We start from the raw sequence: 26,871 nt of genomic DNA, 5'->3' as shown, positions 1-26,871 counted from the left end.
TCAACATGGCAGGCATTGAATTCGCGCTCTTTGTATCGAGCGTAGAGGGGAGCCTTGTCTCTCGGTTCGGAACGGGACGAGGCAGCTACATCGGGGCGACAAGGGACATCAAGGACCCGACCCTCATCACGTGGGATGTCAACCGAATCATCCCAATCCCCGCGTCCGAGTACGCGAGGTTCCGCCGAGCTTACGACAAAGCCATCAAGGATGGTTCGCTGAAGCTCCGTACCCGTGAGGAGTACGAGGCTTCCCTTTCTTCGCTTCCTTCCTGAGGTCACTTCATGAGTGTTCCCGTTGCGGTTTCCCCGGCGACGAAGAGCCCCGGGTTCTACCAGCTTTTGAATCTACTGGCGGGTCCTGCCTCTGCGGGCCTGTCCGGCCTCCGCGCCCTCATCATCAGCCCCAAGAGCTCCGCGGGGACCATCACGGCGAACAGCCAGGTGGTCCAGAGCGTCTCGGGGGCCGACCAGGTGAAGACCCTCCTCGGGCCCGGCACGCCCGGTCATCTCGCCGCGGTGGCCCTCTTCCGGGCCCATGGCCTGGCCAAGGTCGACGTGATGGCCCCCACCGCTTCCGCGGGTGCGGCGGCGACCGGGACCATCACGCTCGACGACACGACCCCCATCTCCGCGGCCCAGACGGTGACCGCGACGATCAAGGGCGTCCCGATCACCATCTCGTGGCTCGTCGGGGAGACCGACACGCAGGCCGCCACGAAGCTGGTAGCGGCCATCAACGGGGCGACGGACTTCCTCCCGGTCACGGCATCGAACGGGAACGGGACCCTGCCGGCCGTGACCCTGACGGCCAAGATCCCCGGCCCCTGGGGGAACGACATCCGCTACCGGGTCACCCTCTCGGATGGCGCTGGAGGATCGGTCACGGCTGCCGCCAGCACCCTCACGGGCGGGACGACGGAGCCGGACTTTTCGACGGTCCTCGGGCTCGTCCAGACCACGGAGTACGACTTCATCCTGCCCTGCGTCAGCAACGCTGACGCTCAGAGCAACAGCGCCACGAGCAACCCGGGCCGGATCAAGACCCACATCGATGCCTACGACTCGGGGGTCCAGGCGCTGTACCAGCAGCAGGTCGTCGGCTCCACGGGCTCCCTGGCCACGACGAAGACGGGGGCGATCGGGCGCAACCACGGGCCGACCCAGTACGTGCTGTGTGTCAATGGCGAGTCCCTCGGCTGCGAGTGGGCCGGCTGGGAGGTCGGGCGCCGGCTGAAGGCCGAAGAGATCGACCCCGCGGTGAACCGCATCGGGGACGAGATCGAGGGCCTCTACGGCCCTTCGGATCTCGTCGGAGACAAGCCAACCGCCATCGAGACCGAGGACGCTCTCTCGAACGGCATCAGCATCGTCGACTTCGACGCCCAGGGCGACCCCTTCATGGTCCGCCCCATCACGACCTACAGCCAGGACGCGAACGGCAACCCCGACTACCGCCTGCTCGACGTTTCCGGGGTCAGCGGGGCCTACGCCTTCATGAAGGACCTGCGGGTCTCAGTCCCCACGGAGTTCAAGGGGGCGAAGCTGTCCAAGGACCAGGCGCCGGGGGATGACCCGCTCCCTGCCGGCGTCGTCGAGGAGAGGGACATCAAGAGCTTCGTCCTCTCGCGCGCGTCCTTCTTCGTCTCTCGGGGCATTCTCCGACGGGACAAGTTGAACGAGGCCGTGGCGAACGGGACCTTCATCGTCCAGGTCGATCCTGTCGACGAGAGCCAGGTCAACATCGTCCTGCCGTTCGGCATCGTGAAGCCCCTCGCCAAGTTCTCCATGGTCGGCCAGCGGGTCGCTTGATTCCGAATCTTAGCTTCGAGGTAGCTTCAAATGGCTGACAAGCAGAAGGTATACCCCCGCGGGGCCATCGCGATGGGGAACGGTGACCTCATGAGCGTGACGAACGTCACGTTCGGCCTCAACAACAATGCGAAGCAGGTCCATACGCTTCGATCCGAGGGCGACGGCATCTTCTTCGGTCCTCAGGAGACGACCATCTCGTTCAACTTCGTTGTGAACGAGGAGGGCCAGGAGCGTGATTTCATCACCATGTGCCAGAAGAAGCAGATCAAGCAGCTTCGCATCAAGGTCCCGGGGAGGACGATCACGACGAACGGCGCAGTCCGCAATGTGAACATCGAGTTCGCGGTCGACAACGAGATCGGCGGCTCGGTCGAGTTCATCGGGAAGACCGAGGAGACCTGAACGTGAAGGCCTCCGAGTGGCTTCAGGGGAAGACCCTCGCCGACCTCAACGCCGTCGAACTCGGCGGGCGGCTCCTCTTCCCCGATGTGATCAAGCGGGCGAAGAAGGACGGGTCCTTCGAGGAGATCCCCGTCATGGTCCGGGTCCCTCGCCAGCCCGAGCTCCTCGAAGCCAGGGTCCAGGCGGCGGAGCTCTTCCGGGTGAAGAAGCTCGACCGGGACAAGGACCAGGACGTCTTCGAGCAGTACGAGACCCTGTGCATCCTCAGCAAGGCTCTCCGGGACGCGAAGCCGCCCCATGACCAGCATGCGCCGGTCGAGTGGCTCATCTCGGGTGAGCCCGGCAAGGGCTACGACCTGTGCAGCCTCATGGAGGTCTGGGAGCACATCAAGGTCTTCCAGGAGCTCATCGACCCGAGGATTACCGAACCGACGACGGAGGACGTGGTTGCGGCCGTGATGGCCATCGACCGCGTGAGAAACCTCAGCCCTTTAGCCGGTATTGCTGGGTCCGCGCTGGACAGCTTCGTGATTTCCATGGCTGTGCTCCTGGCGAGCTATCTGAGATCCAACTCCTCCTCGCCCTCCACCGAGACCTCGACTCCGGCGAGCTGACCCTCGCGGAAGCCATCAACATCTTGAACGGCAAGTCGGCCTCGAACAGGCCGAAGCTCTTTGGCTAACAAGCAAGCGACCGTCAGGCTCACCCTCGATAAGCGAGGGCTCCTTTCCGACCTCCGCACCCTGGAGGGCACGACCCGGAAGGTCGGCGATAGGATGGGCTCGACCATCGGACGAGCCGGTCAGGAGTCCATCCGGGACATCCAGCGGGGGCTCAGGAAGCTCAACGACTTCCGGCTCAATTCCTCCGGGCTCTACGTCGGCCTGCGCGACTTCGAGACGAAGGCCATGGGCACGGCCCGGAGGGTCGGCCAGGCCATGGCCAATGCCCTCGGTGGCTCCCTCGGCGCGGGCGGACGTGTCGTCAAGGGACTCGGCGGAGGGATCGGGCTCGGCAAGCTCGGCGGTGCCGCCGCCATCGGGCAGCTCGGGGCCGATGCGATCAAGTACGCCGCCGGCAAGGGAGGGGATCTCGTCAAGGGAGCCAACTCCGTCGAGGAGGCGGCCAACCGAATCTCGATCGGCTCCAGGCAGGCGGGACAAGGTTTCGTCGACCCGAAGCAGCTCGCGGCCGAGTTCTTCGCCGTCGCCCAGCAGGTGAAGGGTATCGAGGCCGAAGCCGCTGCTGACGCAGCCTCCCGGTTCGTCACCCTCACTGGTGACCTTGAGACCGCCCGGAAGTCCCTCAAGGACTTCGCCGAGGTGGCATCGGCGACCGGCGCGAACGTCGGCGATGTCGCCGAAGCTGCCGCCTCCATCTCCCAGCAGTTCGGGCTGACCGACCCGAAGGAGATCCGTGAGGTCCTCGCGGCTTTAACTTTCCAGGGGAAGGCCGGCAGCTTCGAATTGAAGGACGCTGCTGCTCAATTTCAACGGCTCGCGGCTTCCGGGGCCAGCTTCGGGCTCCCCAAGACGGCTCAGGGGGTCAAAACCCTCGGTGGCCTGACCCAGATCGCCCGGTCCGCCACGGGCTCTGGGGAGCAGGCGGCCACGGCCGTCGAAAATCTTTTTACCAACTTGAAGACCAAGCTCAAGGACCTCACGGCAGCGGGGGTCAAGGTCTACGACAAGGGCAAGACAAGAGACGTACAAGACATCATCGTCGAGGCGATCAGCAAGGTCGGCGGAGCCGATGTCGCCCAGAAGCAGGCCGGCTTGTCTAAGATCTTCGGCGAGCAGGGGATCAGGGCCATCAATCCGCTCATCTCTCTGTACAACGACACCTTCGCGAGCGCGAAGGGGAGCAACCAGGCCAAGACGGCCGCGGCCATGGAAGCCCTCCGGTCGAAGATCAACGAGGCCACCAACGCGGCCGGGGACTGGAACGAGATCCTCAAGGACTCGGCCCAGGCGCAGACCTCGAACAGCGCCAAGCTGACGGCCGCCTGGGAAAATCTCCAGTCCAAAGTGGCGGAGGCCGTCCTGCCTCAGCTCACGACCTTCATTGATGAGCTCGCGAAGAACCCCGAGATTCTGAAGGCCTTCGGGGACGCCATCCTCTTCACCGGCAAGGCCCTCCGCGGGCTTCTCCTGACGCTGGGCCTCATCGAGGAGAAGAAGGGGTCAAGCAGCTTCCTCGCGGATGTCGACGAGGAGCGGGAGCGACTCGCCCTTCAGAAGCAGATCGATTCACCCGAGAACAAGGCAGCCATCGCGGAGTTTGAGCGCACGAAGGGCCTCCGCCGTGCCCATAAGGCGGCCATGTCAATGCCCACGACGGAGGGGTTCGAGGCGCTCTCGGCGGCCTTCGAGGACGAGGAGCGCCTCAAGGCAGCCTTGAACGCTGCCCGCTTCGGCGGTGCCTCTCCAGCCGCCTCGCCCGCCACGGTCCCGGGCAAGGTCGACATCGGCAACGAGGTCAGGGTCCGGGTCGTCAACCCGCAGGACCTCAAGTCACCGGGAGCGCCCTCGTCCGGCGGTTCCTCGCTGCCCGCTCCCGGGTGGATGCCCCGCCTCTAAACCATGGCCAACGGGATCTTCAGCCAGTACCCACCCGCCACGTGGGAGGTGGCCGGGACGTCCGTCACCTTCCAGGTGGAGACCCTCCAGGAGGCCGGTGGGAACCGGATCATCCAGCGCGAGCGGCCCTACCGCGACGGGGCCAAGCTCGATGACACGGGCAGCCGGGCGAAGGGCTGGACCCTCTCGGCGATCTTCTACCTCGGCGGCAGCGAGCCCGGGATCGACCCCGATCAGTACCCGGATGCCCTGAACCGGCTCCTGGCCAGCTTTGACGAGCACGAGACCGGGACGCTCACCCTGCCGACCCGGGGCCCGGTCCGATGCCGGGCCGAGAGCTACACGCGGGTCGAGACCTCAGCGGAACGTGACCTCGCCCGGGTCACCCTCACGTTCGTTCAGGACAACGAGGACAACACGACCGCGGCGAGCTTCACGGCCCCCTCGGCCCGTTCCGTGGTCCGGCAGCAGGTGGAGGAAGCCGTCTTCTCGGCCCAGCAGCAGGGGGTGTGGTCCGGAGACCTCTCCTCGCTGACCGAGTTCGCGGCCGAGCTGGAGGCGCTCATCAACAGTCCGTTCGAGGCCGTCGACCAGATCGAGGCCAAGGCCAAGGCGATCGACTCCGCCTGCGCGCGGGTCGAGGACGCCTTCACGGGGGCATCCTCCCGCGTCCCCACCCCGATCAACCAGCTCCTCGGGCTGCCCCACGCCGTGGCGACATTGAAGGGCCTCCGGGCTCTCCGGGACACCTCCAGGCGGGGGGCAGCCGAGGCCCTCTCCTCCCTTCCGCGGATCGTCACGAGGACGTTCTCGACGACCCAGAGCCTCGTGGGTCTCTCCGGCGAGCTCGGCCAGCCGTTCGAGGAGCTCCTCAAGATCAACAGCGGGATCAACCCGCTGTTGATCCCCCCGGGGACGCCCGTCCGCGTCTACGGCTGATGCCCTCCCGCCGGCCCGACACCATCCGCATCGAGTCCCCCGCGGGGTCGTTCGACAAATTCAACAGCCTCACGATCACGAACGACATCACGCAGGGGGCGGAGATGACCTTCGACGTCGGGGAGGACGGCTCCTTCCCCGAGCTCGGCCGCCTCCTCGGCTTCGGCTCGGAGTTCAAGGTCTACCTGAACGACCGCCTGAGGATGACCGGTCGGGTCTACCTGAACGACTCCCCGAACGACGCCTCCAACGGGAGCACGGTGACGGTCACCCTCCGATCGAAGATGGCGGATGCCAGGTACGCATCGGCCGACCCGAAGACCCGGGTGCAGGGTACGAGCCTCAGGGACTTCCTCCTGGCCATCTACGCCCCGGTCGGGTTCTCCGAGGCTGACTTTGTGTTCAACGCCTCGGTGGAGCGGGACCTCATCACGGGGAAGACCGCGAGAGGAGCGCTCCCGCCCGTCCCCCTGGAGCCCATCAAGATCCAGGATGCGAAGGTTAACCCACCGGAGACCATCTTTGATGCCGCTGCCCGGCATTTGAAGCGGCACCGTCTCATGCACTGGGAGACCCCGGAGGGGAAGATCTACGTCGGCAAGCCCGACGACCAGCAGAGCCCCATCTACAAGTTCCGCCTGAAGAGGGGACCGGCTTCTGCGGGAAACAACCTCCTCTCCGCCCGACGGGTGAAGGACTACTCGGAAGTGCCCTCCATCGTGCGGGTCTACGGCACGTCGGGGGGCAAGCAGATCGCCCGAGCCTCGGTCCAGGGGGTCTCGGCCGACCTCGACCTCCTGGGAGTTCACCGGCCGGTCATCATCCTCTCGGAGGGGGCGAAGACCCGGGCCCAGGCGGAGGCCCAGGCTCGGCGGGAGCGGGCCCAGCGGAGCCGCCGGAAGGACACCTTCGAGCTCCTCATCGACGGCTGGTCCTACTGGACGGGCTCCGGGGCCATCCCGTTCTCACCGAACACCACGTGTGACGTCGATGTGGACACGGTAGGCGGCCCCCAGGGCCGGTACTTCGTCGAGCGCGTTCAGTGCTCGCTGAGCCCCGGCCAGGGGCAAATGACCAGCCTCTCCATCGTCGCCCCCGGCGTCTGGGAGCTCTGATGCTGTTCGACTTCGTTTCCACGTACGCCAAGGTCGTCTCCAGCGAGGTGAAGGGCGCCGCCAAGGCCGTCCTCGTGAACCTCGCCGGCCTGCTCGACGACGACGGGGAGGAAGGCTCCAGGGGTGAGGTCCTCTACGGCGCCCTCGGGGTCGTCGCCCGTCCCAAACCGGCCGGAGACGACGGCTACGCCGAGGTCGTCGGCCTGAAGAGCTCGGACGGCATCACCCCGATCGCGGCCCGGGATCTCCGGCTGAACCAGCGGGTCAACCCCAAGGAGGGCGAGGTCCTCCTCGTGGGCTACGGCGGCGGCTTCATCTCGCTGAAGGACAACGCCGACGGCGACGGGACCGACATCGTGATCTACGCCCCGAAGTCGGACGGGTCCAAGGCGTCGGCCATCAGCATGAGCACGACGACCAGCAACAGCCACATCTCCCTGATGCATGACTCGGGCGTCTCCGTGACGCTAACCAAAGACGGCAAGGCCGTGATCGCGTCTCCCGACGGCGGAAGCTACATCGAGCTAGGCAACGCCGGCATCGTGCTGAACGGCAACGTCCAGCTCACGGGCTCCCTCGTCGTCGGCAACCCAGCCACGGCCCTCCCTGTCGGCCTCGGCCCCAGCGCCCCATCGGTCTCCACGATCCTCAAGGCGTCGACCGCCTGATCCTTGTCCTCGGCCTGCGCGTTCCCGCCGTTCCCAGTCCTCAGCCTCGCAAGCCCGATCCCTCCGCTACCAGAGCTCCCGAGCGTTCCTTCTCTGCCCGCGGGCCCCGAGCTCCCGGGCGTGCCTCCGCTCCCAAGCCCCAGCCTGGCGACGCCGGTCCCGCCCCTTCCTGACCTCCCCAGCGTCCCTTCTCTGCCCACCGGACCTGGCCTTCCCGGACTGCCGCTGGTCCCCACGCTGGCCTTGGCAACCCCGGCGTCGCCACTCCCAGACCTTCCCACGCTCCCTGCGCTCCCAACGCTCACCTGTCCTCTGGATTGACACGGATCGGCCCGTGTCGACACGGGCTCTGCGTCTACTTCGTAGATGACCCCTGTAACCCCGCCCGCAGGCGTATCCGCCGCCGGGACGTGGACGCCCGTCGAGTTTGTTGATCCGGAGAGCCCTCCCGCCCACCTGGCGGACTGGATCGATCCTCGCACGGGGGACTTCGCGTCGCTCCTCACAGGAATCGACCCCGTGGACTCGATGGTCCAGCTCGCGCTGACGATCGAGCGAGGGACCGGAGCCGCTGTGACCGATGTGGGTCACAGGTTCCGCACGGTCAAGAAGGTTGACGACTCCACCCCGAGCCTCCTCCGTTCCCTCACGGAGGAGGCTCTCTCTTCTTTGCTCCAGAGAAAGCTCATCCGGATCGAGAAGCTCGACGTCGAGGCCGACCCGGATGGCGATCTTGGAGCTGTCTTCCTTGCTTATTCCAACCTCCTCTCCGGCACCAGGAGAGAGCTTCGAGTAGCTGTTGGCTGACCAGAGCTTCGCGACTTTCTCCCGCGGGCAGCTCCGCGACGAGATCCTGTCGAACTTCAGGACAGGTCTCAGGAGCAGGATCAACCCGGCCACGGGGGCTCCGTTCTCGGAGACCGAGATCGCGGTCGCCACGGCGCAAGGGTCCCGGTTCTGGATCGAGGCCGACGCGATCGACCTCGTGTGCCTGGGGCTTCAGGCACGGGGCACGGTCCTCGCCGACCAGGTACGGATCGACCGAGCCTCGCCCGAATGGCTGCGGGACTACCACAGCCCCCTCTGGGGCGTGCCCTACCTTCCCGCTTCCGGGGGTGGCGGGAAGGTCGCCGCGGCGGCCACGTCGGGCTCCGTCTGGGTGGGCTCGACGACCCTCGGCGCCCCCGCCGCTGTCTACGGCACCGACGAGACCGGGCTCCGCTACCAGGTGCTCCTCGGCGAGACCACGCCGGGCTCGGGCACGGTCACGCTCCAGCTCGGCGCCGTCGACTCGGGCACCCAGACCAACCTGGCGGCCGGCAAGACCATCACCTGGGCGAACCCGCCCCTCGGAGCCCAGCCGACGGCCACGGTCCTGGCCCCTGGGTTCACCGGAGGGACCGACGCCGAGACCGACCAGGAGTTCTCGAAGAGGCTCGCGTCCCAGATCCGCCACAAGCCGGCCTCCGGGAACAGCAGCCAGATGCGGGCGTGGGCCCGTGAAGCCACCAACAGCGTCGAGGACGCCTTCGTGTACTCCTGCGCCTACCACGCGGGATCGGTCCACGTCGCCATCACCCAGAAGAGGGGAACGACCACGGGGCCGAACGCCCGTGTCCCCTCCCTGGCGACGCTCGCGACGGTCACGGCCTACCTCGTCCCGCCCGGCTCGCCCGTCGTTCCCTCCCGGGTTCACGTCGTTGTCACCGGGGTAACTGCTCAGCCGACGAACACGATCCTCCAGCTCAACCTGCCCAAGAGGTCGACGGCGGGTTACACGGACGCCGCTCCCTGGCCTGGGTACGTCTCCGCGGTCGCCGACGTCAACCAGGTGACGGACCAGACGCACTTCAGGGTCCACTCGGACACGGCCCTTCCCGCGGGCGTGTCGGCTCCGAGCCTCATGGTCTGGAACCAGTCGACCTCCGCGTTCGAGAAGCTGCTGGTCGCCTCGGTCAGCTCGGCCGGCTCGGGGAACTACAACGTGACGTTGAGCTCACCGCCAGCGAGCACGATCGCGGTGGGCTCATGGATCTCTCCCGACATCGGCCGCCGGGTGTCGCTCTCCCAGGGCATTACGGACTACTTCGATTCACTGGGCCCGGGAGAGATCATCAACCTCACCTCGGACGACCGAGCCCACCGGGCAGCGCGCTTCCCCGACCCCGCCGAGGAGTACCCGTACCGGGCAGGGGCCGCGATCGTGGCCCGCCTCGGCGAGGCCCTCGGCTCCGCCTTCGGCGACGGCGTGCTCGTCTCGATGTCCCCGGCCACGCCCACGGTTCCCGCTGAACCCATCCTCGGTCCCAACCTTCTCGTGGCCGGCAAGGTCGCGATCTACTCGCTCTGATATGGCAGGCTGGCCCACCCGTATCTCGCGCTCGGCCCTCGGGCCAACGTACACGAACCAGCGTCCGGTCGCCCGGCCTGACCAGCAGGTCGGGGCCAAGGTTCTCAACCTCGACTTCTGGACCGTGGCCGGGCTCGCTGGGGTTGGCCCCCAAGCCTTTGCCGTGGTGAACGGCGGGGCCGGGTCCTTCATCGCCAGGAATGAAACCTGGAACGCTTCGGGGACGGCAGCAATCCCGGCGGCCACTCGGACAGGTGCTGGGAACTACACGATCACGTACCCGGCCACCGTCCTCGACGAGACGGGGCAGTCGGTCGCCATCAATCTCTACGGAGCACTTGTCGTTCCCCAGACGACTTCCGCCTCTCTCTTCGGGACAGCGCTCGCGACGTCACCCAACGTGATCGGCGTGAGGATCCGTAACACCTCCGGGACACTCACGGATTCTAACTTCCTGCTCTTGGTGTTCTGACCGGTGCCCGCTCTCGGCTGGTCGAACCCCGCCCCCCTTGAGCTTGGAGGGGATCCGAGCTTCACCGAGGCGATCTGGAAGGCGCTCCGGGATGCCCTCGGCAAGGGAGGCGCCGGCCCCGAGGACTCCATCGAGGACCTCTGGCGGCAGGCCAAGGCCATGGCCCTCTCCGCCGCCGGGAGCACCACGCAGAGGGCGGCCGTTCAGGCATTCCCGCACCTCGCGACCAATCACATCCCGGTCTACGAGGAGCTGCTCGGCATCATCCCGGCGCCCGAGGCCTCCGAGGAGGACCGCCGGAAGGCCATCACCGCCCGGTGGGTCGACCACCTGGAGGCGGACGGACCGAGCCTACGGGAAGCCGTCCAGGCGCTCGATGCCTCGGCCGACGTCGAGACGCTCTCTCACGACTTCTCGGTCACCGTTCACTTCGGAAAGGCGTTCGGAAACCGCAACGTGCCGAACACTTACGCCGGAACTACGAACCGAAACGGCACGAACTGGCCGGCCTACTCCACCGATTTGAAGGTCCGGGTCAAATACACGCTCTCGGGAAATGCCAGCCGGCCTCCCCGCTTGTTCATCGAGCAGCTCAAGGTGCTCCTCAATGAGCGGCTCCCTGCCTGGGTCGACTGGTACGTGACCACGGGGAGCGGATTTTACTGCGATGGCGGGCCAGACGGCCGATCGCTTCTTAACCGCAGAACGCTTCGCGTATGAGCTTCGTCAAACCGAACCCGCCGGGATGGGCCGCGGAGGAGGAGATCACCTCCACGCAGATGAACAGCCTCCAGGACCAGCTCGTCCAGGCAGTCGATGGCGTCGGAGGCGGGTCCTACGCCGCGAACCTGACCTTCTCGGGAGCGCTCACCATCACCGGGGCCACGACGTTCTCGAACATCACGGCGACGGGGGTCAATCGCTACAAGCTCGCGAGCCGGTCCCTCACCCGGGTATTCCCCTTCACGAGCGCGGACTTGCCGACGACCTACGCCGCGTCCCCGGCGTGGAGGCGGCAGTCGTCCCAGAACGGCAACTGGATCCAGCAGACGCTCGTGGCGGAGAGGCTCATCGCCGACATCCGGGTTCCTGATGGATCCACCATCACGGATGTCTTCGTCTACTACGTGCCCCCGATCGGGCACGCTTCCATCGTCACGAACTTCTCGTTTCCGACCTTTGATTTCAAGTCGGTTCAGATCACGGATCTCAGCGCGACGGGACATACGACGCACGGGACGGCGACAGATTCTTCCCCCGGCATCAGCTCGTACGAGAACCGGAGGACGTTCGGGCTCACCGGCCTCTCCGTCACGGCGACCAACTCGACGCACCTCTACACGGTTTGCCTCCTCGGCGAGCAGGGGTCGAACGCCATGACCGGGGGCGCCTACCGCGGCGTGGCCGTGACGTTCACCACGGCGGCCCAGGACGACGGAGCTGCCTGACGTGCCCAACTTCACGGCGCGCCTCGTCCCCTCGGCCGATATCACCCTCCAAGTATGGACCGATCCGCCGACGGGATCGGCTCCTTCACGGCTGAACCCGAGGGATATCTACCAGCATCAATACTGGCGGGTGGCGCTCGACTCTGCCGTCATCGTCCGAGCCACTGTGAACGGCGTTGAATCTCCGCTGGACTCGGCCCTCGGAGGCGACCTGTTCACGTACCACTGGGGGGAGTGGACCGAGACGACGCCTCCGCCGATCGGCTCACCGCCCGGTCGTTCGAGCGTCGCCGTGTTCACGGTGTCGAACATGACAGGGCACTACCTGCTCTTCGTCCGCCGAAGGAACGGCGGTGCGGTCGGTCTTCATTTCGACGTCGAGCTGGTCTTCTGATGGCCGAGCCGTACGACCTGCTGAACCCGCCCTCCCTCGGGGAGCAGAGGCTCAAGCTCTCACGGGTCCTCCACGACGGGCAGAGCACCGTCCCGCCCGCGAGGGCCTTCAGCCCGGTCGACCTCCAGGTGGACTACTCCGGCTGCATTCCCGAAGGGATCGTCCTTCCCTTGGAGCTCGTCGTCGTCGCGCCTTCCCCCTCGGGCTTCGTCCGGAGGACCTACCGGCGGGTCAGGCCGGCGACCGTCACGTTCACCCCTCAGGAAGGGGGAGAGCACCTCGTGAGGATCGCCGAGGTCGGCCACGCCCGGTGGTGGGGCTCCATCGTCATCAACGTTCTGGGCGCTGAGCTCAGCCCGAACCAGCGAATTTAACTCATGGCCAACGCCAAGTTCACCATCAACGGCAGCGCCAGCTCGAACCGTGGGTATGACACCACGGCGGCGTCGAACCTGATCCTTCAACTTGAGGACCAGCCGGCGCTCGACGTCTTCCGGTGCCAGTACAGCCAGGTCGCGAAGACGAAGAACGCCCCGGACCTGACCATCCCGAACGGCGGGGAGCCGGCCACGCCGGCCGGCACCCTGACCGTCACCGGGGTCCCTTCCGGTGTTCACGCGTGGAAGCTCCGCTGCGTCGTCAACCACGGGGTCGACGCGAACGGGAACGTCGTCCCGGGGTACACGTTCGAGCGGATCGTGGCCATCCGAAGCGGTGGGTTGAGGAAGATCATCACGGGGGAGACGGGCGAGTACGACCCGACCTACGGCTGGCCGGAGGCGTACAACGAGTACCTCACCACGGCGGGGATCGTTGGGGCCGATGTCAACCTGGCCAACACGTGGAGCCAGCCCCAGACGTTCTCTGGGAACGTCATCTGCGCAGGGAATGTTCTTGGCTCGGGCTCTCCGAGCACGGGAGCTCCGACTTACTTCCACCTACAGTCCGAGAACCAGAGCGCGGGGAACACGAGCCGAGCGGTGGCTCTGCACAGCGGAGATACTGTATCCGCAACCTCTGGCCAGGCATCCCTGTCTTCTGGCGTGGCCACCTCGGGAGCCAGCGGGCATGTCTACGTTAACTCGGGACTGGCCAGTGTCAGCAGCGGCAATGTCTATATTTTCCCCGGGCCTGCCCCGACGGTCGGCAACGTCTCGCTGGGCCATGACAGCCCGAACTTCCAGGGGATGCAGCGCGGGATGTTCATCCGGGATGCCCTTGCCCTCCCCACCGCCAATCCTTCCAGTGGCGGGTTTATGTTCGCCGAGACCGGCGCGCTGAAGTGGCGTGGCCCCTCGGGGACCATCACGACGATCGCCCCGGCCGACCCGCACTGTCCCTCGTGCGGTAGGGACTTCGTGACCCAGCACGTCAACGGCGACAACGAGCTGAGCATCTGCCTCTGCTGCCTCGTGGACACCCTGGAGGACGCCGGGATCGACGTCGGCCGCTTCGCCTTCGTGCGGAACCTCGGGGCACCATGACCTCCCGGGTAAGGGCCGTCGAGATCGCCCGATCCCTGGCCGGGCTGTCCGCTGACCCGAAGAACCCGAAGGCTCGCCGAGAGTACCTCGACCTCATCGCCCCGGGGGAGGAGCCGCAGAAGGCCGCGGACATGGCGCGGATGAGCGGCTGTGGCCTCGTCGTGGCCGGCCTCTGGCGTCGCCTCGGGCTGGAGCACCCCCTCCTATGCGCGCCCTACAAGGTCGGGACGGCCATCTCCCGGCTCGTGGAGATCGGCATCAGGCGCGAGGCCTGGAAGCCCTACCGGAAGGGAAAGCTGCCCCTGCCCGGGGATGCCGTCCTCGTGGGGAGCAGCATCAAGGGCGAGGTTGAGCACTTCTACCTCGTGGTCCAGGTCGAGGAGGGCGACCGGACCGTCATCGATTCGATCGACGGCGGCCAGCGGGTTGATGGCCATCAAGCGATCCTCAGCAAGAAGCGGGTCTGGGCGAGCGGCCGGGACCTCGTGATCGCCGGCAAGGACCCCGGGGCCGAGCTCGTCGGTGGCCGCACGATCATCGGCTGGGTCGACCTCCAGAGCCTCGTCGAGGCGGAAGTCTATGGTGGGTGAAATGTCTCCTCTTGAAGAGCTCCTCGTGGGGGCTCTATGCACCGGCCTCACCGGGCTGACGGGCCTCATCGTGTGGGTCGTGAAGTCGGTCGTCCCCAAGATCCTGTCGACCCTGGAGGACCGGACGAAGGCCCTCGTGCTCGCCGTCGAGAAGATCCCCGAGGCCCTCGACAAGTTCGAGGAGCGGCTGGCGGTCTCCGAGGCGAAGATCCTCGCGAAGATCGAGGAGAAGCGCTTCGAGGAGCTGCGCGAGGAGCTGCGTCGTCGGCTCCCGTCGGCCGAGGACACCATCCCGCCTCAGAGCCGGAGAAGCGGGTGATGCTGTGGAGGTCGTGGTCAGCACCGTCTGCCTCGCGGCGGCCACGACCTCCGTCTGCCTTCTCGTCCGGGCCCTCGTCCGTACGGCCCGGCTGACCCGCCGCATCGACGCCCTGGAGGAACAAGTCCTCCACCTGGAGGCCGAGCTCGCAAAGACACGAGCTCGGCTCCGCCTTCCCTCCCGCTAGTGATGCCCTCCCCCGCCTGGGTCACCGAAATCCACCCCATCCCGCCCAGCCTGAGAGCATCGGGCTCCTCGGGAAGCCACGCGGCTAGGAGCCCCTCACCAGCCGCTGGAATCCAGCCTCACGAACACATAATCCTACATGGTCATGCGATCACGTGTCATGAATACAGTTGCCCACATGGCGTCCTCTCGCAAGGTCACCGGCACCGCCAGCCTATCCCGCCAACACTCGGGGAGCCCCGCCTCCCCCGAGTCCCGACTGATACGATGCGATACATTTATCCAGTAGTATAGGACGTCGCCGAGGCTCTCGCTGCTCCGAGCACGGCCGCCAGAGGTGGACCACTCTGGCACGCCTTCTGCTAGGGACCAAGGCATGACCGATGGTCCCGTTGTCGCAGACTTTCCGAAGGACATCCGTGAGCAGCTCGCTCGCGAGCTACGAACACAAGGCATTGAGGTTTCAGACGACCTCTCGCCCTGGGATATCGCCCTCCGGTACTTTGATTTTCAGATGCGCATGATCCCCATCAAGCCGCGCAGCGTCGTACGGTCGACAGAGCTCAGCGAACGGGCGCTGCCGGACGACCTTCAGGCTGGGGTCCAGGCCATCGTTGAGGACGCCGTCGCAGGGCGTGATCTTTCACCGTACCTTTCGAGGCAGTGGAAGAACATGGATCGCCATGATCTCCTGCTCAAGGACTGGGGCGTTCACCACATGCACCTTGGCGGACGCCGAATCGACAGCAGTGGCATTGTCAAGCGCGGAGGGCCGTTGCTCTTCTCATTTCCAACCGCGGACAGCCTATACCTGATTGACGTCCTAGATCACAACGCCTTCGCAGCACAGCGAATCGTGCAGATATTGCACGACAATTGGCCGCAACTGATCGCCCACGGCAAGCTGCCTGGAATCAGCTCAATATGGCCAAACGATGATGAGACACGAAGAAAGCTGACCCGGCCTCGCAGAAGTAAACCAAACGGCCCCTTCTTCGGCATGGCAGTGGAGGTGTCAGATGGAACTGCCTACGGTGCGATCGGTGGCGGCTACGTCACCACGGGCCACAGCTTGGATGCGGTGAGGCGGGCGAACGCACTGCTCACGCATGCGTACGATCTTCAGAAATCATGTGTCTCGGCTGCAACGGAAATTCGGAATGGAATCCAGGAGCGCACCGGAACCTTGCTCCACGAACTACGCCTCCGGGTGGAGTTAACGCCGGACGGGGTCCGTGTTTGGGAAACGCAGTCGAACGTAGAGATTGCTGTCGAGTGACAATACCTACTCAGCGACGTAGCGCATCCTCCAAGTCCAACTCCGGATCGAACTCGACCGTGATCCGCCAGGTCCCCGCCGGCCACGGGCCTCGTCGGGGATCAGGGTCGGCGATCCCGAGGACCTTCTCAGCAAGCTCCTAGAGCTGATGAGTACAAAGCTACCGGCTTTGCAATTACAGTACGGGCGCAACCACTGAGAGCAGTTAACCTTCATGACCCGGGTGTCGACACGGCCGGGGGACCAATTGCGTCGAAGCGACGCGTCATCGACGCATCAAGAACTAGAATGAGACGGCGGAACGATGCATAACGTCGGGCGCTGGAGGACACGTTCGCCGACGATCCGCCATGACATCAGCGCTACTCCGCACGCTTTTTAGGCAGTCTCGGCAGAGCCGATTCCACGTCAGCCGGAAGTCCTGTCCAATCGATGGATGAATCCTGTAGCCAAATTTTGAGCAGATCCCGGTTATCCGGACCGAGCAGCGGCATAACCTTGCGCTCCAGGTGTAGGCGAATCTCATGAGCTTTTAACTCGCTCATATCTCGTATCCAATCGTCGCTCAGAACAATGACACGTGTTCGGTGAGCAAGAACAAATGCATTTGTTTCATCCATTCGCTCAATCTTCATCTGACGCACCTTCCCGAAGACGTGTGTATGGGCAATTAAAAGAGCGGGAGCTGTTTCCTCTGGCCGCCACCAGGTCCGACGGACTCCTTCGGCGGGAACAGGAACTCGCTGTCCGGGTCGTGGGCCTTGAACCGCTCCTGAGCGAGCTCTCGGTTCTGGACGGCGTAGCAGTACACGCACCCATGTGGGCAGGTGTCGTAGTCGCCAATGTCCCGGGACTCGAAGCAGCCACACTCCGGCCGGTTCCCTTTTACCTTCGTCGACAGGGGGCGGCCGATGAGGGCCTCGAAGCGCTTGGCATCGACACACTGGGCGTCCTTGATGCCGGGGCCTAGGTACGTCTTCTGGGAGCAGACGGCGAGCTGCATGCCTCGCCTCCTGGCAACATCGGCAAGCTCAGCGGCGAGCTTCACCTTCACCTCGTCAGCAGGGTCCTCCCAGGAGAAGCCGAACTCGCCGGCCGCCCAGTCCAAGTTCCGCTTCGTCTTCTTGTAGCTCTGAGCGAAGGAGATAACGACCTCATCGGTGGTCCCCTCCAAAGCGGAGGCGAGCCGTTCGAAGTTCTGTAGATGGAAGTCGACCGGAGTCACGGAGGTGAACACGATGGTGTCATACCTCCAGACCCCCACCTTTGGGCCGTAGGTCTCTGCAAGACGTTTCATGTGCTCGACCGACCGGCGTGGGTCGACGACCGAGAATTCCAACATCCGCGGGTAGCCGTTGATCGTATACTGGACGACGAACGGGTAGCCCCTCTCCTTGACCTCCTTGAGGTTGTCGAAGAAGGGGCCCAGGTTCTTCGTCCAGAAGACGATGCCGTCGACCACCTCCCGGCGCAGGTCGACCCTGTACGCCTGCTGGTTGTAGGGGTTCACAACCTTGCAGTAACCCGCGCGAAGCCGGTTCATGAACCAGCGCCCGTAGAACGTCGGGATGTCGGTCCGGTAGCTCGCCGAGATGATCATGGGGCGAGGCATACCACACCGGGCCGGGATGGTCCGAACACCTCGTCCCCCATGTCTGTCTATGTCACACCTTGGGCTTCCGGAGCACCCGGTACGCAAGGTTCGCGGTGAGACGAGCAGCCGTGGCGAACTTGTCCATGTACTTCTGGAGGACGCTCATCTGCTCGTCCCTCGGCATCTTCTGCACGCCCCGCCCTGCGTCGAGCACTTCCATCCCAGCGCGGGAGGCCATGCCATCGAACCAGTCGACGAACATGTCGCTGTTGTTGTCGATGAACAGGAACATGGCGCCCGGTTTCGCGCTCGCGAAGATGTGCTCGAAGTAAGGCTGCGCTCGATCTCGGAAAGCGTAGATCTCTGAAACGAAGTAGATCATCGTGAAGAGGTCTGCTCGGAGCAGCTTCCGGGACCTCTCCCACGTCTTCGGATCGAGCGCATCGTGCGGGATGTACGCCGTGTTGATGTTCAGGCCCGTCTTCAGCTTCTTGCCGAGGTCGCCCCATGTTTCTGCCCAGAGGGACTCTCGGTCGCAGAGGTAGAACTGCACGGCCGGGCTTTGTTCGGCTGCCAACAGGTACTTGGCCACGCCGATCGTGTCGCTACCGGGGCCGCCGCCGAGCGCCGTGATGTCGATCTCGGGCCTCGTCAGGAGATCGACCAGCTCGGGGCATGCCCGGATGCGCTCCTTGACCAGGTTGGCGTGGCAGGTGACGTACGCGAACACGTAGGCGAACCGGGTGACGGGGTCATCGAAAGCTGGCCCACCGGTTTTCCACACCGTCTCGTAGTACGCGCGTAATTCCTTGAGCTTGCTCTGGACGGCCCGGTCCTTGTCGACAGCCGCCCCCGGGATCTCTGCGTAGGCCTCGTCCAGCACCTCGCTGACGAGCGTGAACACGTTCACCATGATGTCCTCCCAGTCTCCCGCCCAGCCGAGCGTCTCGGTACGGACCGACCCGTACCTCTCAAGAACGCCTCATTCCGCGAGAGACTGCCAATTTAGCGCCGAAATCTTGCTCGGCAAGGACCCAATGCGCCTTCGATCTCCGGGACAACAACACAGCAATTTCGCATGGTTACGTTGTCAAGTCATTTCCAACGTCGCAGTTTCAAATTTGAAATTGAAAGTCTCTTATCCGACGTACAGGGCTGACCGGTGCGAGCCGGTGTAGCCGTCTAGGTGCCCCGACGAGACAGGACGCCCCCGCCCAGCCCCACGGAACCCAAGGCGACCCGCTGGATCTCCCTCCAGGCGGCGGCCGACCACCTGGGCATGACCGCCACGGCCCTCAGGAAGGCCATCGAACGCCGGGCCTCCCGCGCTCCGGACGGCGCCGTCGAATCCGAAATGGATGGGCTCCGTGCCCGTAAGCTCGGCCGGCTCTGGCGGGTCCAGCTTGGGGAAGGCTGGGGATCGCCGGTTCCCACGACCCCCGAGAGCGTCGTACGCTCCAAGCATCGCGGAAGCGGTCGGGATGGCCGGAGAGGAACCCGGTCATGACGATCCGCAGGACAACACGGCGGGGAAAGCCCGTTCTGGTCCTTGATATTCACTGGCAGCGCAAGGACGGCAGCCAGGGCCGCTACCGAAGGGACGCCCAGGTCCAGACGATGGCGGCGGCCAGGGCCGAGGAGCGACGGATCCTCGCGAACATCGCGCAGTACGGGGAGGCCCACGAGCCCAAGCCCGAGCTCCCGGAGGAGCCGAAGGCCGAGGAGCCCGCCGCCACCTTCACGCAGGCGGTCGAGCTCTTCAGGTCAGGGAAGGCCGTCACCAAGCTGAAGCCGAGCACGCGGGCGGGCTACGAGGAGATCCTCACGACCCGGCTGCTTCCGAGGTTCAAGGATCGACCCCTCGACGGCATCACGTTCGAGGAGGTGACGAAGCTCGACGCCGAGATGGTCAAGGAAGGGCTCTCGGCCTCCAGGCGGCGGAACGTGCAGGCGGCCATCCGGTCGGTTCTCCGAGCGGCTGTCGATGCGGGCTTACTGAAGGAGATGCCGAAGCTCCCCGACCTCCCGAAGACGGGCAGGAAGAAGCTGCCGGTCCTCACCAGGGAGCAGGTCGATCGGATCTTCGAGGTCGCCGCCCCGAGCCAGACGATCGCGTTCTCCCTGGCGGTCTACGCGGGCCTTCGTTCGGGCGAGATCAAGGCGCTCCGCTGGTCGGACGTGGATCTCGCCCAGGGGATCCTCGTCGTCCGGCTGAGCCGCTCGAAGGGGGAGCTGTCGACCCCCAAGAGCGGCCACGAGCGCGTCGTCCCCCTCGCCCCGCAGCTGCTCGCCGTCCTCCAGGGCGTGAAGAAGAAGGCCGGCCTCGTCTCCACCACGAGGCGGGGCCAGCCCTGGGCCGAGTGCAGCCTGAACCAGGCCTTCAAGCAGGCCATGAAGAAGGCCGGCATCGCGGCGCCGTTCAGGTTCCACGACCTCCGGCACTTCTTCGTGACCCAGCTCTTCCGCCGTGGCGGCGGAGCTCCGGCCGTCCAGGCCCTCGCTGGCCACCTGCACCTGTCGACCACCCAGATCTACGCCCACGTCGTCCGCGAGGACCTCGTGGCAACGATCGGCCTGCTCGGTGCCGACGGTAACAGGACGGTAACGGCCTCTCCGGCCACTCGCTGAGGCGCTCATCTCAGCGGGCGAAATCCTCAACGATTTCGCGATGGTGGGTCGACAGGGACTCGAACCCTGGACCTACGGATTAAAAGTCCGCAGCTCTACCGACTGAGCTATCGACCCGATTCAGCGGCCGGCGAACCTAGCAGAAGCCCCTGACAGATTCCACCTTTCCTTTCCGGGTCCGGCCGCCCCCATCTCCTCGGCCCGTCGTCCCTTCAAGCTCCAGCTCGCCGCCGACGATCCCCGGCGGAGCGCATCGGCCGGCTCTGCCCTGCGTCCCTCGCCGCCCTGTCGCTCCCCTACCGCCGCCACGCCGCGCCCCCTTGCGCCCGGCCGTCTCCGGCCGCGCGCCGCGCCCTGCGCCCGCCCGGCTCCCCCCGACTTCCCCCGTCCGCCCCACCTCCCCCTCTCCCACCCGTCTCCCCACCCCGGTCCCTCTCCGCCCCCTCCCTCTCCGCCCCCTCCCCGCTGCCCCTCCCCTCGCTTCCCCCTCACCGCCGCCTTCCTCACGCCCTCGCCTCGCGCTATGAGGTCGCGCCATGTCGCCGTCACGCCCTTCCGCCGCCTCCAAGGAATCGTTCGCTTCGCTCTTCGAGCAGTCGGAGGGAGCTGGCAAGCAGCGTCGCCGCCAGTACCACACGGGTGAGACCGTCGAGGTGACCGTCGTCGCGATCGCTCGCGAGGCGGTCTTCGCGGATCTCGGCGGCAAGCAGGAGGGCATGTTCGAGCGGGCGGCCCTCATCGATGGCGAGGGCAAGCTCCGCGTGGCGGTCGGCTCGCGCGTCTCGGCGGTGGTCTCCGGCGTCGATTCGGGCACCGGTCAGGTGCGCCTCACGCCGGTCGTCGTGCGCGCGAGCGACGATGGCGCCTCGTCGCTCTCCGTCGCCGCGCCTTCCGCGGGCGGCGCGCCGCTGCTCGTCGAGGGAGCGCGGGTCAAGGGCAAGGTGACGGGCATCGAGCGGTACGGCATCTTCGTCCAGATCGCCGGCACCTCGGGTCGCTCGGGCCGTGGGCTCGTCCCGACGGCCGAGACGGCGACCCCGCGCGCGGCCGACCTGAAGAAGCACTTCACCGTGGGTCAGGAGGTCGAGGCGAAGATCCTCAACGTGGACGAGTCCGGCAAGATCCGCCTGTCGATCTCCGCGCTGCGCGCCGACGAGGAGCGCGGCCAGTTCGAGTCGTACGCCAAGACCGAGCGCTCCGGCGACGCCGGCGACAAGGGCGCCAAGCCTGCCCCGCGCAATTTCGGCACGCTTGGCGACCTGCTCGCGAAGAAGGTCAAGCGCTAGCGCGCCGTTTCCCCTCTCCCCTCTCCCCGCCTCCCCGCACCGTCACCCCGCCTCCCCGCGCCGTCTCCCTGCCCTCGCCCACCCGCCCACCGGCAGGACATTGCATCTCCCCCTCGGTTGAGCGTACACCTCGCCCGCTCAGCCCCTTGCAGCCCCTGCTTCCGCTTCCCCTCGCCCCCTGGTCTCGCGCCCGAGCCCACGCCCGCGCCCGCGCCCGCGGCCCAGCGCGCTCTGCCTTCGCCTTCGCGCCGATGCTTCCCCTCGCTCGTGCTCGTGCCTCCGCCCTCGCCTTGCTGGCCGCAGCCTGCTCTCCGGCCCAGGATCCCCCCGGCAGGGCGACCGACGATCACCGCGCCGGCTCCGCGGAAGCGACGGCCCCGCTCGCTCTCCCCGCCGCCTCCGCCGCCTCTGCCGCCGCTGCGGGCCCCTCCGCGGCCGACCCCGCAGCGCCGTCGGCGGCCGCTCTCTCGCCCTCGCCTCTCCCGCTCTCCCCCGCGCCCGGCGCCGTGTCTCCTGCATCCCTCACGTCGGCGGTCGCAGCTTCCCCCGCCGCGAAGGAGGCCACCCTCCCGGGCCAGGGCGCGAAGATCGCCAGCATCGCGATGCGCACCTGGGTCTACGTCGCCCCCGACGAGCGCTCGACGAAGCTCGGCTACCTGCGCGCCGGCGCGGTCGTCGATCGGGCCGAGCTCCCCGCGGGCACCGACGGCTGTACCGGCGGCTGGTACCGGATCGCGCCGCGCGGCTACGTCTGCGTCGGCAAGGGCGCCTCGCTCGCGCTCGAGCACCAGGTGGTCGCCGCCGCCGTGCGCGGCCCACGCCGCGGCGCGCCCGTGCCGTACCACTACGTCATGTCGGGCTCGCCCCCGCCGCACCTCTACTTCCGGCTCCCGACCCTCGAGGACCAGCGCCGCGTCGAGGGCTCCACGCTCGGCGCCCACCTCGCCCGCACCGCAGGTGCGCCCTCGACGTTGCCGCTCGACCCCGTGCCCGCCTTCCTGCTCGCCGGCCGGGATCTCCCCAAGCCCTACGGCGCCGAGGAGAAGCTCCACTACTCCGTGCACACGGGCCGCGCCAAGGAGAGCTCGGCGTTCGGCCTGATCACCACCTTCGAGTGGACCAACCGCCGCTTCGGCCTCACGACCGAGCTCGACCTCATCCCGCTCGATCGCACGCGCCCTGCGCGCCTCAGCGCGCTGCGCGGCGTGATCATCAAGGACCTCGACGCCGACGTCGCCGACGCTCCCGCGAGCGCCTCGGACGCCGCGTCTCCGCCCGGCGCGCCGCCCCCGGCCGCCGCGCCGCCCGCGGCCGGCACCGCGCCGCCGCCCGGCACCGCGCCCCCGCCCGGCACCGCGTCTCCGCCCGGCGCGCCGCCCCCGGCCGGCAGCGCCTCCCCGACCGCCAGCGCCTCCTCCTCCCCGGCCGCCCTCCAGGCCGACACCGCGAGCTTCTCCATCGCCGAGCCCCCCGCCGACGAGCTCCCGCCCGCGCCGCCGGGCACCGACCCGCGCATCGATCCCAGCCTGAAGGGCGCCCCGGCGTTCGTCCGTGTCCACGGGGCGACCCGGCAGCGCGTGTCCGCCTCGGGGCGTGCGCTCGTCGACGCGGGCGCTACGCCGTTCCGCTCGGGCTGGGTGCTCACCGGCCGCACGCGCGGCGGCGCCAAGGGGCTCGTCGAGACCACCGAGGGCTCATGGCTCGCCAGCGGCCATCTCGTCATCGCCGAGCTGCGCAAGGACCCGCAGGGGTTCGCTCGCGCCGGCAAGAAGTGGATCGACGTCTCGATCCGCCGCCAGATGCTCGTCGCCTACGAGGGCACGCGACCCGTGTTCGCGGCGCTCATCTCCAGCGGCCGCAGCGGCATGGCCGACCCCGAGGAGACCGACGCCACCGTCCGCGGCTCGTTCTACATCCACGCGAAGCACGTCTCGACCACCATGGACGGCGACGACGAGGCGGCCGAGGCGTTCGATCTGCGCGACGTGCCGTACACCCAGTACTTCCACGAGGGGTACGCGCTGCACGGCGCCTACTGGCACGACGAGTTCGGCAAGGCGCGCAGCCACGGCTGCATCAACCTGGCGCCCGCCGACGCGGCCTGGCTCTTCGAGTGGACCGAGCCCGCCGTCCCGCCCGAGTGGCACGGAGCCCTCAACATCGAGGGCGGCGGCACGCTGGTCTACGTGCACGGCTGAGCTGGCCTCGCGCAGCCCAACGCGCCGGATGCCTCCGGCGAAGGGCCGCGCGCCGCCAGCTCGCCCGGCGCACGCGCTGGCTCTCCCGTCCCGACTACTGGCAGCTCGCCGGCATCTGCGCGCCGAGCAGGAGGCCGCGCAGCGTCGAGAGCGCCTGCCGGCCCTGCGGCGAGTTCGCCAGGCCGTCGCAGGCCGAGGCCGCCGCGAGGTAGCCGCCCTGCTGCTCGGGCGGCGCCGACTTCGCGTTCTGGCGCAGCGCCGCGCAGCACTTCCGGATCCCGCTGGGATCGCCCGTGGCGACCGGCTTCTTTCCGGCGTCCGCGTCCGCCGTGTCGGCGTCCGCGTCCGCCCCGGCGTCCTCTTCGGGCACGATCTGCGTCGTGGGCGTCGGCGTCGGGGCCGGCGTCACCGCGGTCGGCGCCGGCACCGGCGGCGGCTCCTCCTCCTCCTTCTTGCACCCGTTGCTGACAAGAGCCACCGCAAGGGGGAACGTCAGCGCCCCCAGAACCGTGAAGAGCCGTGTAGGTTTCATCTCACCTCAAGTATCCGATTCGCGTTTGCGTGGGAACTTCTGTTCGACGAGGAACGCCCCGATCGCAACCAACTTCCCCGAGCGCACGCGGTCATGATACCCGCCGACTGCACGCCCTCGGCGATCCGAGCGGTCGAAGTATGGGCGTCGCAAGCCCGGTCGCAAGATCGCGAACGCCGCCGACGGCCGCGCCTCAGGTGCGCCCCGACCTCGTCTGCAGGCGCCTCCGCCGCCGCGACGCGCGCGACACACGCGACGCGCACGACGCGCACGACGCACGCGGCGCGCGTGTCGCGGCGCACGACGGCGCGCGCGCAGGGCGGAACGGAGCGCAGCGACGCGCGACGGCCGCGTCGCGAGGCGATCCCGCGCGCGCCCCTGGCCCAAGCGCGCGCTCGTGCGCATGTCCAAATCACGAAAGGACACGCCGACCGGCCGCCTGAGCGTCACGACTCCAGCGTTCGACCGATACGGCTGAAGCAGAAGCAACCATGAAGAGCACGCAGCACAAGGAGTGGAGGAACGAACACCCATCCGTTGTCAACAGCCCCGCAGACGACACCTCGGTCACGTTCTCGCTCGACGCGCCGGTGGCCGATGAGGACGCCGCCGACGCGACCTCGCCCGCGGCGCATGCCGCCGGCGACGACCGCGACGTGCCCTCGGGGCAGATCGACCTCACCGCCCTGAGCGCCGGCGCGGCAGGCGCTCCGCCCAGGGTCCTCGACGTCTTGCCGATCTTCCCGTTCGGCGAGCCGCCCGCGTCCACGCGCGGCCCCGCGTCCATGCGCGGCCCCGCGTCCGCCCGCCCGCCAGCGGCGCCGTCGCCCGACGCGCCGAGGCGCGTGTGGCGCGCTCGCTCGGCCGCCGCCCTGCTCGCGGCCGCCGCCGCGGTTGCGGCCCTCACCGCGGGCATCTCGACCCCGGACGCCGCGCCCGGCCCTCCCGCAAAGGCTGGGCTCGCGGCCGCAGCGCGCGCGATCGAGGCGCGGCTCCCGCGCATCGAGCCGACCGCCGCCGGCACGCCCGCCGTCGAGGCGACCGCCGCCGCGACGGACGCGGCAGCAGCGCGCGCGCCGACCTCGACCGACGAGCCCGGCGCCGCCGCCGCCTCGCAGCGCGCGCCCGGCGCCGCCGTCGCCTCGCAGCGCGCGCCCGAGGACCGCGCGCGGTCCAGCGGGGCAGCCGCCCCGCCGCGCGGCAACGCCGGCCCCGCGGCGCCGAGCACGCCCGATCACCGCGCACCCGCCGACCCCTGCCGCGGCGACCTCATGTGCGCCATGCGCCGCGCCACCGGCGGCTGATCCCCCGCAGCGGAAATCACCTCAGGCCGGGATCCCGCCCGGCCCGCCCCGACCGGCTGCGCCGCTCAGGCCGAGGCCGGGCTCGGGCCGGGCGCCGAGCCGGCGTGCACCGCGATCGAGTCGAGCAGGCGGTTCAGGTCGAACGGCTTCGCGACCGACGCGCACGCGCCGACCTCGCGGGCCCAGGTGCCGGCGTCCACCGCCGCGGTCATGACCAGGATCGGCGCGCGCGGACCGGGGCACGACGCGTACGCCCGCGCGAAGCCCCAGCCGTCCATCACCGGCATGCGCATGTCGAGCAGGATGAGGTTCGGCCTGTTGCGCTCGAGCAGCGCCAGCGCGGCCTCGCCGTCGCTCGCCGAGAGGACGTCGTACCCCTCCTCCATCAAGGTGATCTCGAGCATTTCCCGGATCTCCTGGTCGTCGTCCACGATCAGGATCTGCTTGCGCCGTGTCACGCGGCTCCTTTCGGTCTGCAGCTTGGATCCAGGCTCGGCGCTCGCCGGCCTCTCCGACCCGGTTCGACAGGTTCCGTCTGCCACGAGTTTCCCCCCGCGCGGGCGCTCCCGTGCGATCTCCACCCAGGCAAACGATGTCACGCCGGCGTCCCACGTCGCACGTGACAAGCGCAATCTCGAGCGCAGAGCCCGTTCGGGGCAGAAGCTCACGGCCGCGGACGCGCGCCGGCCAGCGAGGACGCCGCGCTCTCCCCCGCGACCTCCATCCTGGGCACGAGCGACGCGTCGAGGTCCGTCCTCCCCTCGGCCGCGAGCCGCTCGATCGCGCGCGCCGCGCGGGCGACGTCGCCGGCCAGGAGCCCCACCGCGAGCCCGCCCATGCCCTCCGGCACACCCGCGAGCCGCGCGCGCGCCTTGTCGAGCAGGCGCACCGCCCCCGACGGGCTCCGCATCCGCGTGAACTTGTGCAGCGCGGCGGCGACGAGGATGAGCCCCTGGAGGAACGCCTTCCGCACCGGGTCCGGCTCGGCGCGCCACCCGTCCTCCCACAGCTCGTGCGCCTCGTAGAACAGCCCGGCGCGGTAGGCGAAGAGCCCGCGCTGCACGATCGCTTCGAGCTCGGCGTCGGACGGGTTCATGGCGCGGACCGGCGAGAGGAGGCGCGCAGACGGCGGCGGAGGCCGGGGACGATAGCACCGGAAGGCCGGCGCGCCCGCGCTCCGGCCTTCCGGTGCTACGCTCGGCGCGTGCAGCGGTGGATCCTCGTCGCGGTGATCGCTGGGCTCCACCTCGTGGCGTTCGCGATCGGCCTGTTCTTGCGCCGTCGCCGCCG

General features: G+C 67.8%; 29 protein-coding genes and 1 tRNA gene. 23 read left to right on the top strand and 7 right to left on the bottom strand.

Features of this window, described 5'->3' with window-relative positions:
* The first annotated feature begins 5 nt into the window (after positions 1-5).
* From NQZ70_RS19935 to NQZ70_RS19845, 19 genes are all read left to right on the top strand, one after another.
* Positions 6-275 (top strand): hypothetical protein, encoded by a 270-nt coding sequence (locus NQZ70_RS19935; protein WP_129575627.1) that lies wholly within the window; start codon positions 6-8, stop codon positions 273-275.
* Positions 276-284: 9 nt separating this feature from the next.
* Complete coding sequence (locus NQZ70_RS19930) at positions 285-1,811, top strand: hypothetical protein (protein WP_129575626.1); 1,527 nt, start codon at positions 285-287, stop codon at positions 1,809-1,811.
* Positions 1,812-1,841: 30 nt separating this feature from the next.
* On the top strand, positions 1,842-2,216 hold the full coding sequence (locus tag NQZ70_RS19925) for a hypothetical protein (RefSeq protein ID WP_129575625.1): 375 nt from the start codon (positions 1,842-1,844) through the stop codon (positions 2,214-2,216).
* 2 nt (positions 2,217-2,218) lie between these two features.
* A complete protein-coding gene (locus NQZ70_RS19920) occupies positions 2,219-2,830 on the top strand; it encodes a hypothetical protein (protein ID WP_129575624.1) in 612 nt (203 codons plus the stop codon).
* 162 nt (positions 2,831-2,992) lie between these two features.
* Complete coding sequence (locus NQZ70_RS19915; protein ID WP_129575623.1) at positions 2,993-4,795, top strand: phage tail tape measure protein; 1,803 nt, start codon at positions 2,993-2,995, stop codon at positions 4,793-4,795.
* A gap of 3 nt (positions 4,796-4,798) precedes the next feature.
* On the top strand, positions 4,799-5,734 hold the full coding sequence (locus tag NQZ70_RS19910; RefSeq protein WP_129575622.1) for a DNA circularization N-terminal domain-containing protein: 936 nt from the start codon (positions 4,799-4,801) through the stop codon (positions 5,732-5,734).
* Positions 5,734-6,849 carry a hypothetical protein gene (locus tag NQZ70_RS19905; protein ID WP_129575621.1) on the top strand — a complete coding sequence of 372 codons (1,116 nt, stop codon included), beginning with the start codon at positions 5,734-5,736 and terminating at the stop codon, positions 6,847-6,849. Before NQZ70_RS19910 ends, NQZ70_RS19905 begins: the two co-directional genes overlap by 1 nt.
* Positions 6,849-7,517, top strand: coding sequence for a hypothetical protein (locus NQZ70_RS19900; protein ID WP_129575620.1), 669 nt, complete (start codon positions 6,849-6,851; stop codon positions 7,515-7,517). Before NQZ70_RS19905 ends, NQZ70_RS19900 begins: the two co-directional genes overlap by 1 nt.
* Before the next feature lie 366 nt (positions 7,518-7,883).
* On the top strand, positions 7,884-8,324 hold the full coding sequence (locus NQZ70_RS19895) for a hypothetical protein (RefSeq protein ID WP_129575619.1): 441 nt from the start codon (positions 7,884-7,886) through the stop codon (positions 8,322-8,324).
* Positions 8,317-9,867: a baseplate J/gp47 family protein gene (locus NQZ70_RS19890; protein WP_165374057.1), complete on the top strand. Its 1,551-nt coding sequence runs from the start codon at positions 8,317-8,319 to the stop codon at positions 9,865-9,867. Before NQZ70_RS19895 ends, NQZ70_RS19890 begins: the two co-directional genes overlap by 8 nt.
* Before the next feature lies 1 nt (position 9,868).
* Positions 9,869-10,339: a hypothetical protein gene (locus NQZ70_RS19885; protein WP_129575617.1), complete on the top strand. Its 471-nt coding sequence runs from the start codon at positions 9,869-9,871 to the stop codon at positions 10,337-10,339.
* 3 nt (positions 10,340-10,342) lie between these two features.
* Complete coding sequence (locus NQZ70_RS19880; protein ID WP_129575616.1) at positions 10,343-11,059, top strand: putative phage tail protein; 717 nt, start codon at positions 10,343-10,345, stop codon at positions 11,057-11,059.
* Complete coding sequence (locus NQZ70_RS19875) at positions 11,056-11,787, top strand: hypothetical protein (protein WP_129575615.1); 732 nt, start codon at positions 11,056-11,058, stop codon at positions 11,785-11,787. Before NQZ70_RS19880 ends, NQZ70_RS19875 begins: the two co-directional genes overlap by 4 nt.
* Before the next feature lies 1 nt (position 11,788).
* Positions 11,789-12,181 carry a hypothetical protein gene (locus tag NQZ70_RS19870; protein WP_129575614.1) on the top strand — a complete coding sequence of 131 codons (393 nt, stop codon included), beginning with the start codon at positions 11,789-11,791 and terminating at the stop codon, positions 12,179-12,181.
* A complete protein-coding gene (locus NQZ70_RS19865) occupies positions 12,181-12,555 on the top strand; it encodes a hypothetical protein (protein WP_129575613.1) in 375 nt (124 codons plus the stop codon). The genes NQZ70_RS19870 and NQZ70_RS19865 overlap by 1 nt, the downstream gene beginning before the upstream one ends.
* Positions 12,556-12,558: 3 nt before the next feature.
* Complete coding sequence (locus NQZ70_RS19860; protein ID WP_129575612.1) at positions 12,559-13,665, top strand: hypothetical protein; 1,107 nt, start codon at positions 12,559-12,561, stop codon at positions 13,663-13,665.
* A complete protein-coding gene (locus NQZ70_RS19855) occupies positions 13,662-14,255 on the top strand; it encodes a hypothetical protein (RefSeq protein WP_129575611.1) in 594 nt (197 codons plus the stop codon). Before NQZ70_RS19860 ends, NQZ70_RS19855 begins: the two co-directional genes overlap by 4 nt.
* Before the next feature lies 1 nt (position 14,256).
* The gene (locus NQZ70_RS19850; RefSeq protein ID WP_129575610.1) at positions 14,257-14,574 is read left to right on the top strand and encodes a hypothetical protein; all 318 of its coding nucleotides are present in this window, start codon (positions 14,257-14,259) and stop codon (positions 14,572-14,574) included.
* A gap of 562 nt (positions 14,575-15,136) precedes the next feature.
* Complete coding sequence (locus NQZ70_RS19845; RefSeq protein WP_129575609.1) at positions 15,137-16,039, top strand: hypothetical protein; 903 nt, start codon at positions 15,137-15,139, stop codon at positions 16,037-16,039.
* A gap of 362 nt (positions 16,040-16,401) precedes the next feature.
* Here NQZ70_RS19845 and NQZ70_RS19840 read toward each other — a convergent pair whose 3' ends face one another.
* The 3 genes from NQZ70_RS19840 to NQZ70_RS19830 form a co-directional block, all read right to left on the bottom strand.
* Entirely contained in the window at positions 16,402-16,674 is a 273-nt protein-coding gene (locus NQZ70_RS19840) for a hypothetical protein (RefSeq protein WP_129575608.1), read from the bottom strand.
* A 35-nt stretch (positions 16,675-16,709) separates the two neighbouring features.
* A complete protein-coding gene (locus NQZ70_RS19835; protein ID WP_129575607.1) occupies positions 16,710-17,639 on the bottom strand; it encodes a DUF1848 domain-containing protein in 930 nt (309 codons plus the stop codon).
* Between the two features lie 64 nt (positions 17,640-17,703).
* A complete protein-coding gene (locus tag NQZ70_RS19830; protein ID WP_129575606.1) occupies positions 17,704-18,546 on the bottom strand; it encodes a hypothetical protein in 843 nt (280 codons plus the stop codon).
* A 590-nt stretch (positions 18,547-19,136) separates the two neighbouring features.
* Here NQZ70_RS19830 and NQZ70_RS19825 point away from each other — a divergent pair.
* Positions 19,137-20,261, top strand: coding sequence for a tyrosine-type recombinase/integrase (locus NQZ70_RS19825; protein ID WP_129575605.1), 1,125 nt, complete (start codon positions 19,137-19,139; stop codon positions 20,259-20,261).
* A gap of 41 nt (positions 20,262-20,302) precedes the next feature.
* Here NQZ70_RS19825 and NQZ70_RS19820 read toward each other — a convergent pair.
* Positions 20,303-20,378 (bottom strand) — tRNA-Lys (locus tag NQZ70_RS19820).
* A gap of 419 nt (positions 20,379-20,797) precedes the next feature.
* Between NQZ70_RS19820 and NQZ70_RS19815 the strand changes: the two genes are divergently transcribed.
* Together NQZ70_RS19815 and NQZ70_RS19810 are read left to right on the top strand one after the other, a co-directional pair.
* Entirely contained in the window at positions 20,798-21,547 is a 750-nt protein-coding gene (locus tag NQZ70_RS19815; RefSeq protein ID WP_129575604.1) for a S1 RNA-binding domain-containing protein, read from the top strand.
* A 506-nt stretch (positions 21,548-22,053) separates the two neighbouring features.
* Positions 22,054-23,745: a L,D-transpeptidase gene (locus NQZ70_RS19810; protein WP_272828822.1), complete on the top strand. Its 1,692-nt coding sequence runs from the start codon at positions 22,054-22,056 to the stop codon at positions 23,743-23,745.
* A gap of 94 nt (positions 23,746-23,839) precedes the next feature.
* Here NQZ70_RS19810 and NQZ70_RS19805 read toward each other — a convergent pair whose 3' ends face one another.
* Entirely contained in the window at positions 23,840-24,277 is a 438-nt protein-coding gene (locus NQZ70_RS19805; RefSeq protein WP_237245451.1) for an acyltransferase, read from the bottom strand.
* A 491-nt stretch (positions 24,278-24,768) separates the two neighbouring features.
* Here NQZ70_RS19805 and NQZ70_RS19800 point away from each other — a divergent pair, with 491 nt between their 5' ends.
* On the top strand, positions 24,769-25,581 hold the full coding sequence (locus tag NQZ70_RS19800; RefSeq protein ID WP_129575602.1) for a hypothetical protein: 813 nt from the start codon (positions 24,769-24,771) through the stop codon (positions 25,579-25,581).
* Positions 25,582-25,646: 65 nt separating this feature from the next.
* Here the strand turns inward: NQZ70_RS19800 and NQZ70_RS19795 are convergent, their stop codons facing one another.
* On the bottom strand, positions 25,647-26,039 hold the full coding sequence (locus NQZ70_RS19795; protein ID WP_237245450.1) for a response regulator: 393 nt from the start codon (positions 26,037-26,039) through the stop codon (positions 25,647-25,649).
* Between the two features lie 206 nt (positions 26,040-26,245).
* Complete coding sequence (locus NQZ70_RS19790) at positions 26,246-26,677, bottom strand: DUF309 domain-containing protein (protein ID WP_129575601.1); 432 nt, start codon at positions 26,675-26,677, stop codon at positions 26,246-26,248.
* Positions 26,678-26,871 lie beyond the last annotated feature (194 nt).

The organism is Sorangium sp. So ce836, assembly GCF_028553905.1.
GTDB lineage: Bacteria > Myxococcota_A > Polyangia > Polyangiales > Polyangiaceae > Sorangium > Sorangium cellulosum_D.
Note: the sequence above shows the minus strand (reverse complement) of the source record. Positions and strands in the feature narration are given on the sequence as shown.

Bases quoted from the DNA above. Each gene is read 5' to 3' on its own strand.
- NQZ70_RS19935 (WP_129575627.1), top strand. From the start codon at position 6: ATGGCAGGCATTGAATTCGCGCTCTTTGTATCGAGCGTAGAGGGGAGC.
- NQZ70_RS19875 (WP_129575615.1), top strand. From the start codon at position 11,056: ATGAGCTTCGTCAAACCGAACCCGCCGGGATGGGCCGCGGAGGAGGAG.
- NQZ70_RS19885 (WP_129575617.1), top strand. From the start codon at position 9,869: ATGGCAGGCTGGCCCACCCGTATCTCGCGCTCGGCCCTCGGGCCAACG.
- NQZ70_RS19840 (WP_129575608.1), bottom strand. From the start codon at position 16,674: ATGAAGATTGAGCGAATGGATGAAACAAATGCATTTGTTCTTGCTCAC.
- NQZ70_RS19865 (WP_129575613.1), top strand. From the start codon at position 12,181: ATGGCCGAGCCGTACGACCTGCTGAACCCGCCCTCCCTCGGGGAGCAG.
- NQZ70_RS19860 (WP_129575612.1), top strand. From the start codon at position 12,559: ATGGCCAACGCCAAGTTCACCATCAACGGCAGCGCCAGCTCGAACCGT.
- NQZ70_RS19925 (WP_129575625.1), top strand. From the start codon at position 1,842: ATGGCTGACAAGCAGAAGGTATACCCCCGCGGGGCCATCGCGATGGGG.
- NQZ70_RS19830 (WP_129575606.1), bottom strand. From the start codon at position 18,546: ATGGTGAACGTGTTCACGCTCGTCAGCGAGGTGCTGGACGAGGCCTAC.
- NQZ70_RS19845 (WP_129575609.1), top strand. From the start codon at position 15,137: ATGACCGATGGTCCCGTTGTCGCAGACTTTCCGAAGGACATCCGTGAG.
- NQZ70_RS19790 (WP_129575601.1), bottom strand. From the start codon at position 26,677: ATGAACCCGTCCGACGCCGAGCTCGAAGCGATCGTGCAGCGCGGGCTC.
- NQZ70_RS19915 (WP_129575623.1), top strand. From the start codon at position 2,993: ATGGGCTCGACCATCGGACGAGCCGGTCAGGAGTCCATCCGGGACATC.
- NQZ70_RS19825 (WP_129575605.1), top strand. From the start codon at position 19,137: ATGACGATCCGCAGGACAACACGGCGGGGAAAGCCCGTTCTGGTCCTT.
- NQZ70_RS19815 (WP_129575604.1), top strand. From the start codon at position 20,798: ATGTCGCCGTCACGCCCTTCCGCCGCCTCCAAGGAATCGTTCGCTTCG.
- NQZ70_RS19805 (WP_237245451.1), bottom strand. From the start codon at position 24,277: ATGAAACCTACACGGCTCTTCACGGTTCTGGGGGCGCTGACGTTCCCC.
- NQZ70_RS19900 (WP_129575620.1), top strand. From the start codon at position 6,849: ATGCTGTTCGACTTCGTTTCCACGTACGCCAAGGTCGTCTCCAGCGAG.
- NQZ70_RS19930 (WP_129575626.1), top strand. From the start codon at position 285: ATGAGTGTTCCCGTTGCGGTTTCCCCGGCGACGAAGAGCCCCGGGTTC.
- NQZ70_RS19910 (WP_129575622.1), top strand. From the start codon at position 4,799: ATGGCCAACGGGATCTTCAGCCAGTACCCACCCGCCACGTGGGAGGTG.
- NQZ70_RS19895 (WP_129575619.1), top strand. From the start codon at position 7,884: ATGACCCCTGTAACCCCGCCCGCAGGCGTATCCGCCGCCGGGACGTGG.
- NQZ70_RS19835 (WP_129575607.1), bottom strand. From the start codon at position 17,639: ATGATCATCTCGGCGAGCTACCGGACCGACATCCCGACGTTCTACGGG.
- NQZ70_RS19800 (WP_129575602.1), top strand. From the start codon at position 24,769: ATGAAGAGCACGCAGCACAAGGAGTGGAGGAACGAACACCCATCCGTT.
- NQZ70_RS19855 (WP_129575611.1), top strand. From the start codon at position 13,662: ATGACCTCCCGGGTAAGGGCCGTCGAGATCGCCCGATCCCTGGCCGGG.
- NQZ70_RS19850 (WP_129575610.1), top strand. From the start codon at position 14,257: ATGTCTCCTCTTGAAGAGCTCCTCGTGGGGGCTCTATGCACCGGCCTC.
- NQZ70_RS19905 (WP_129575621.1), top strand. From the start codon at position 5,734: ATGCCCTCCCGCCGGCCCGACACCATCCGCATCGAGTCCCCCGCGGGG.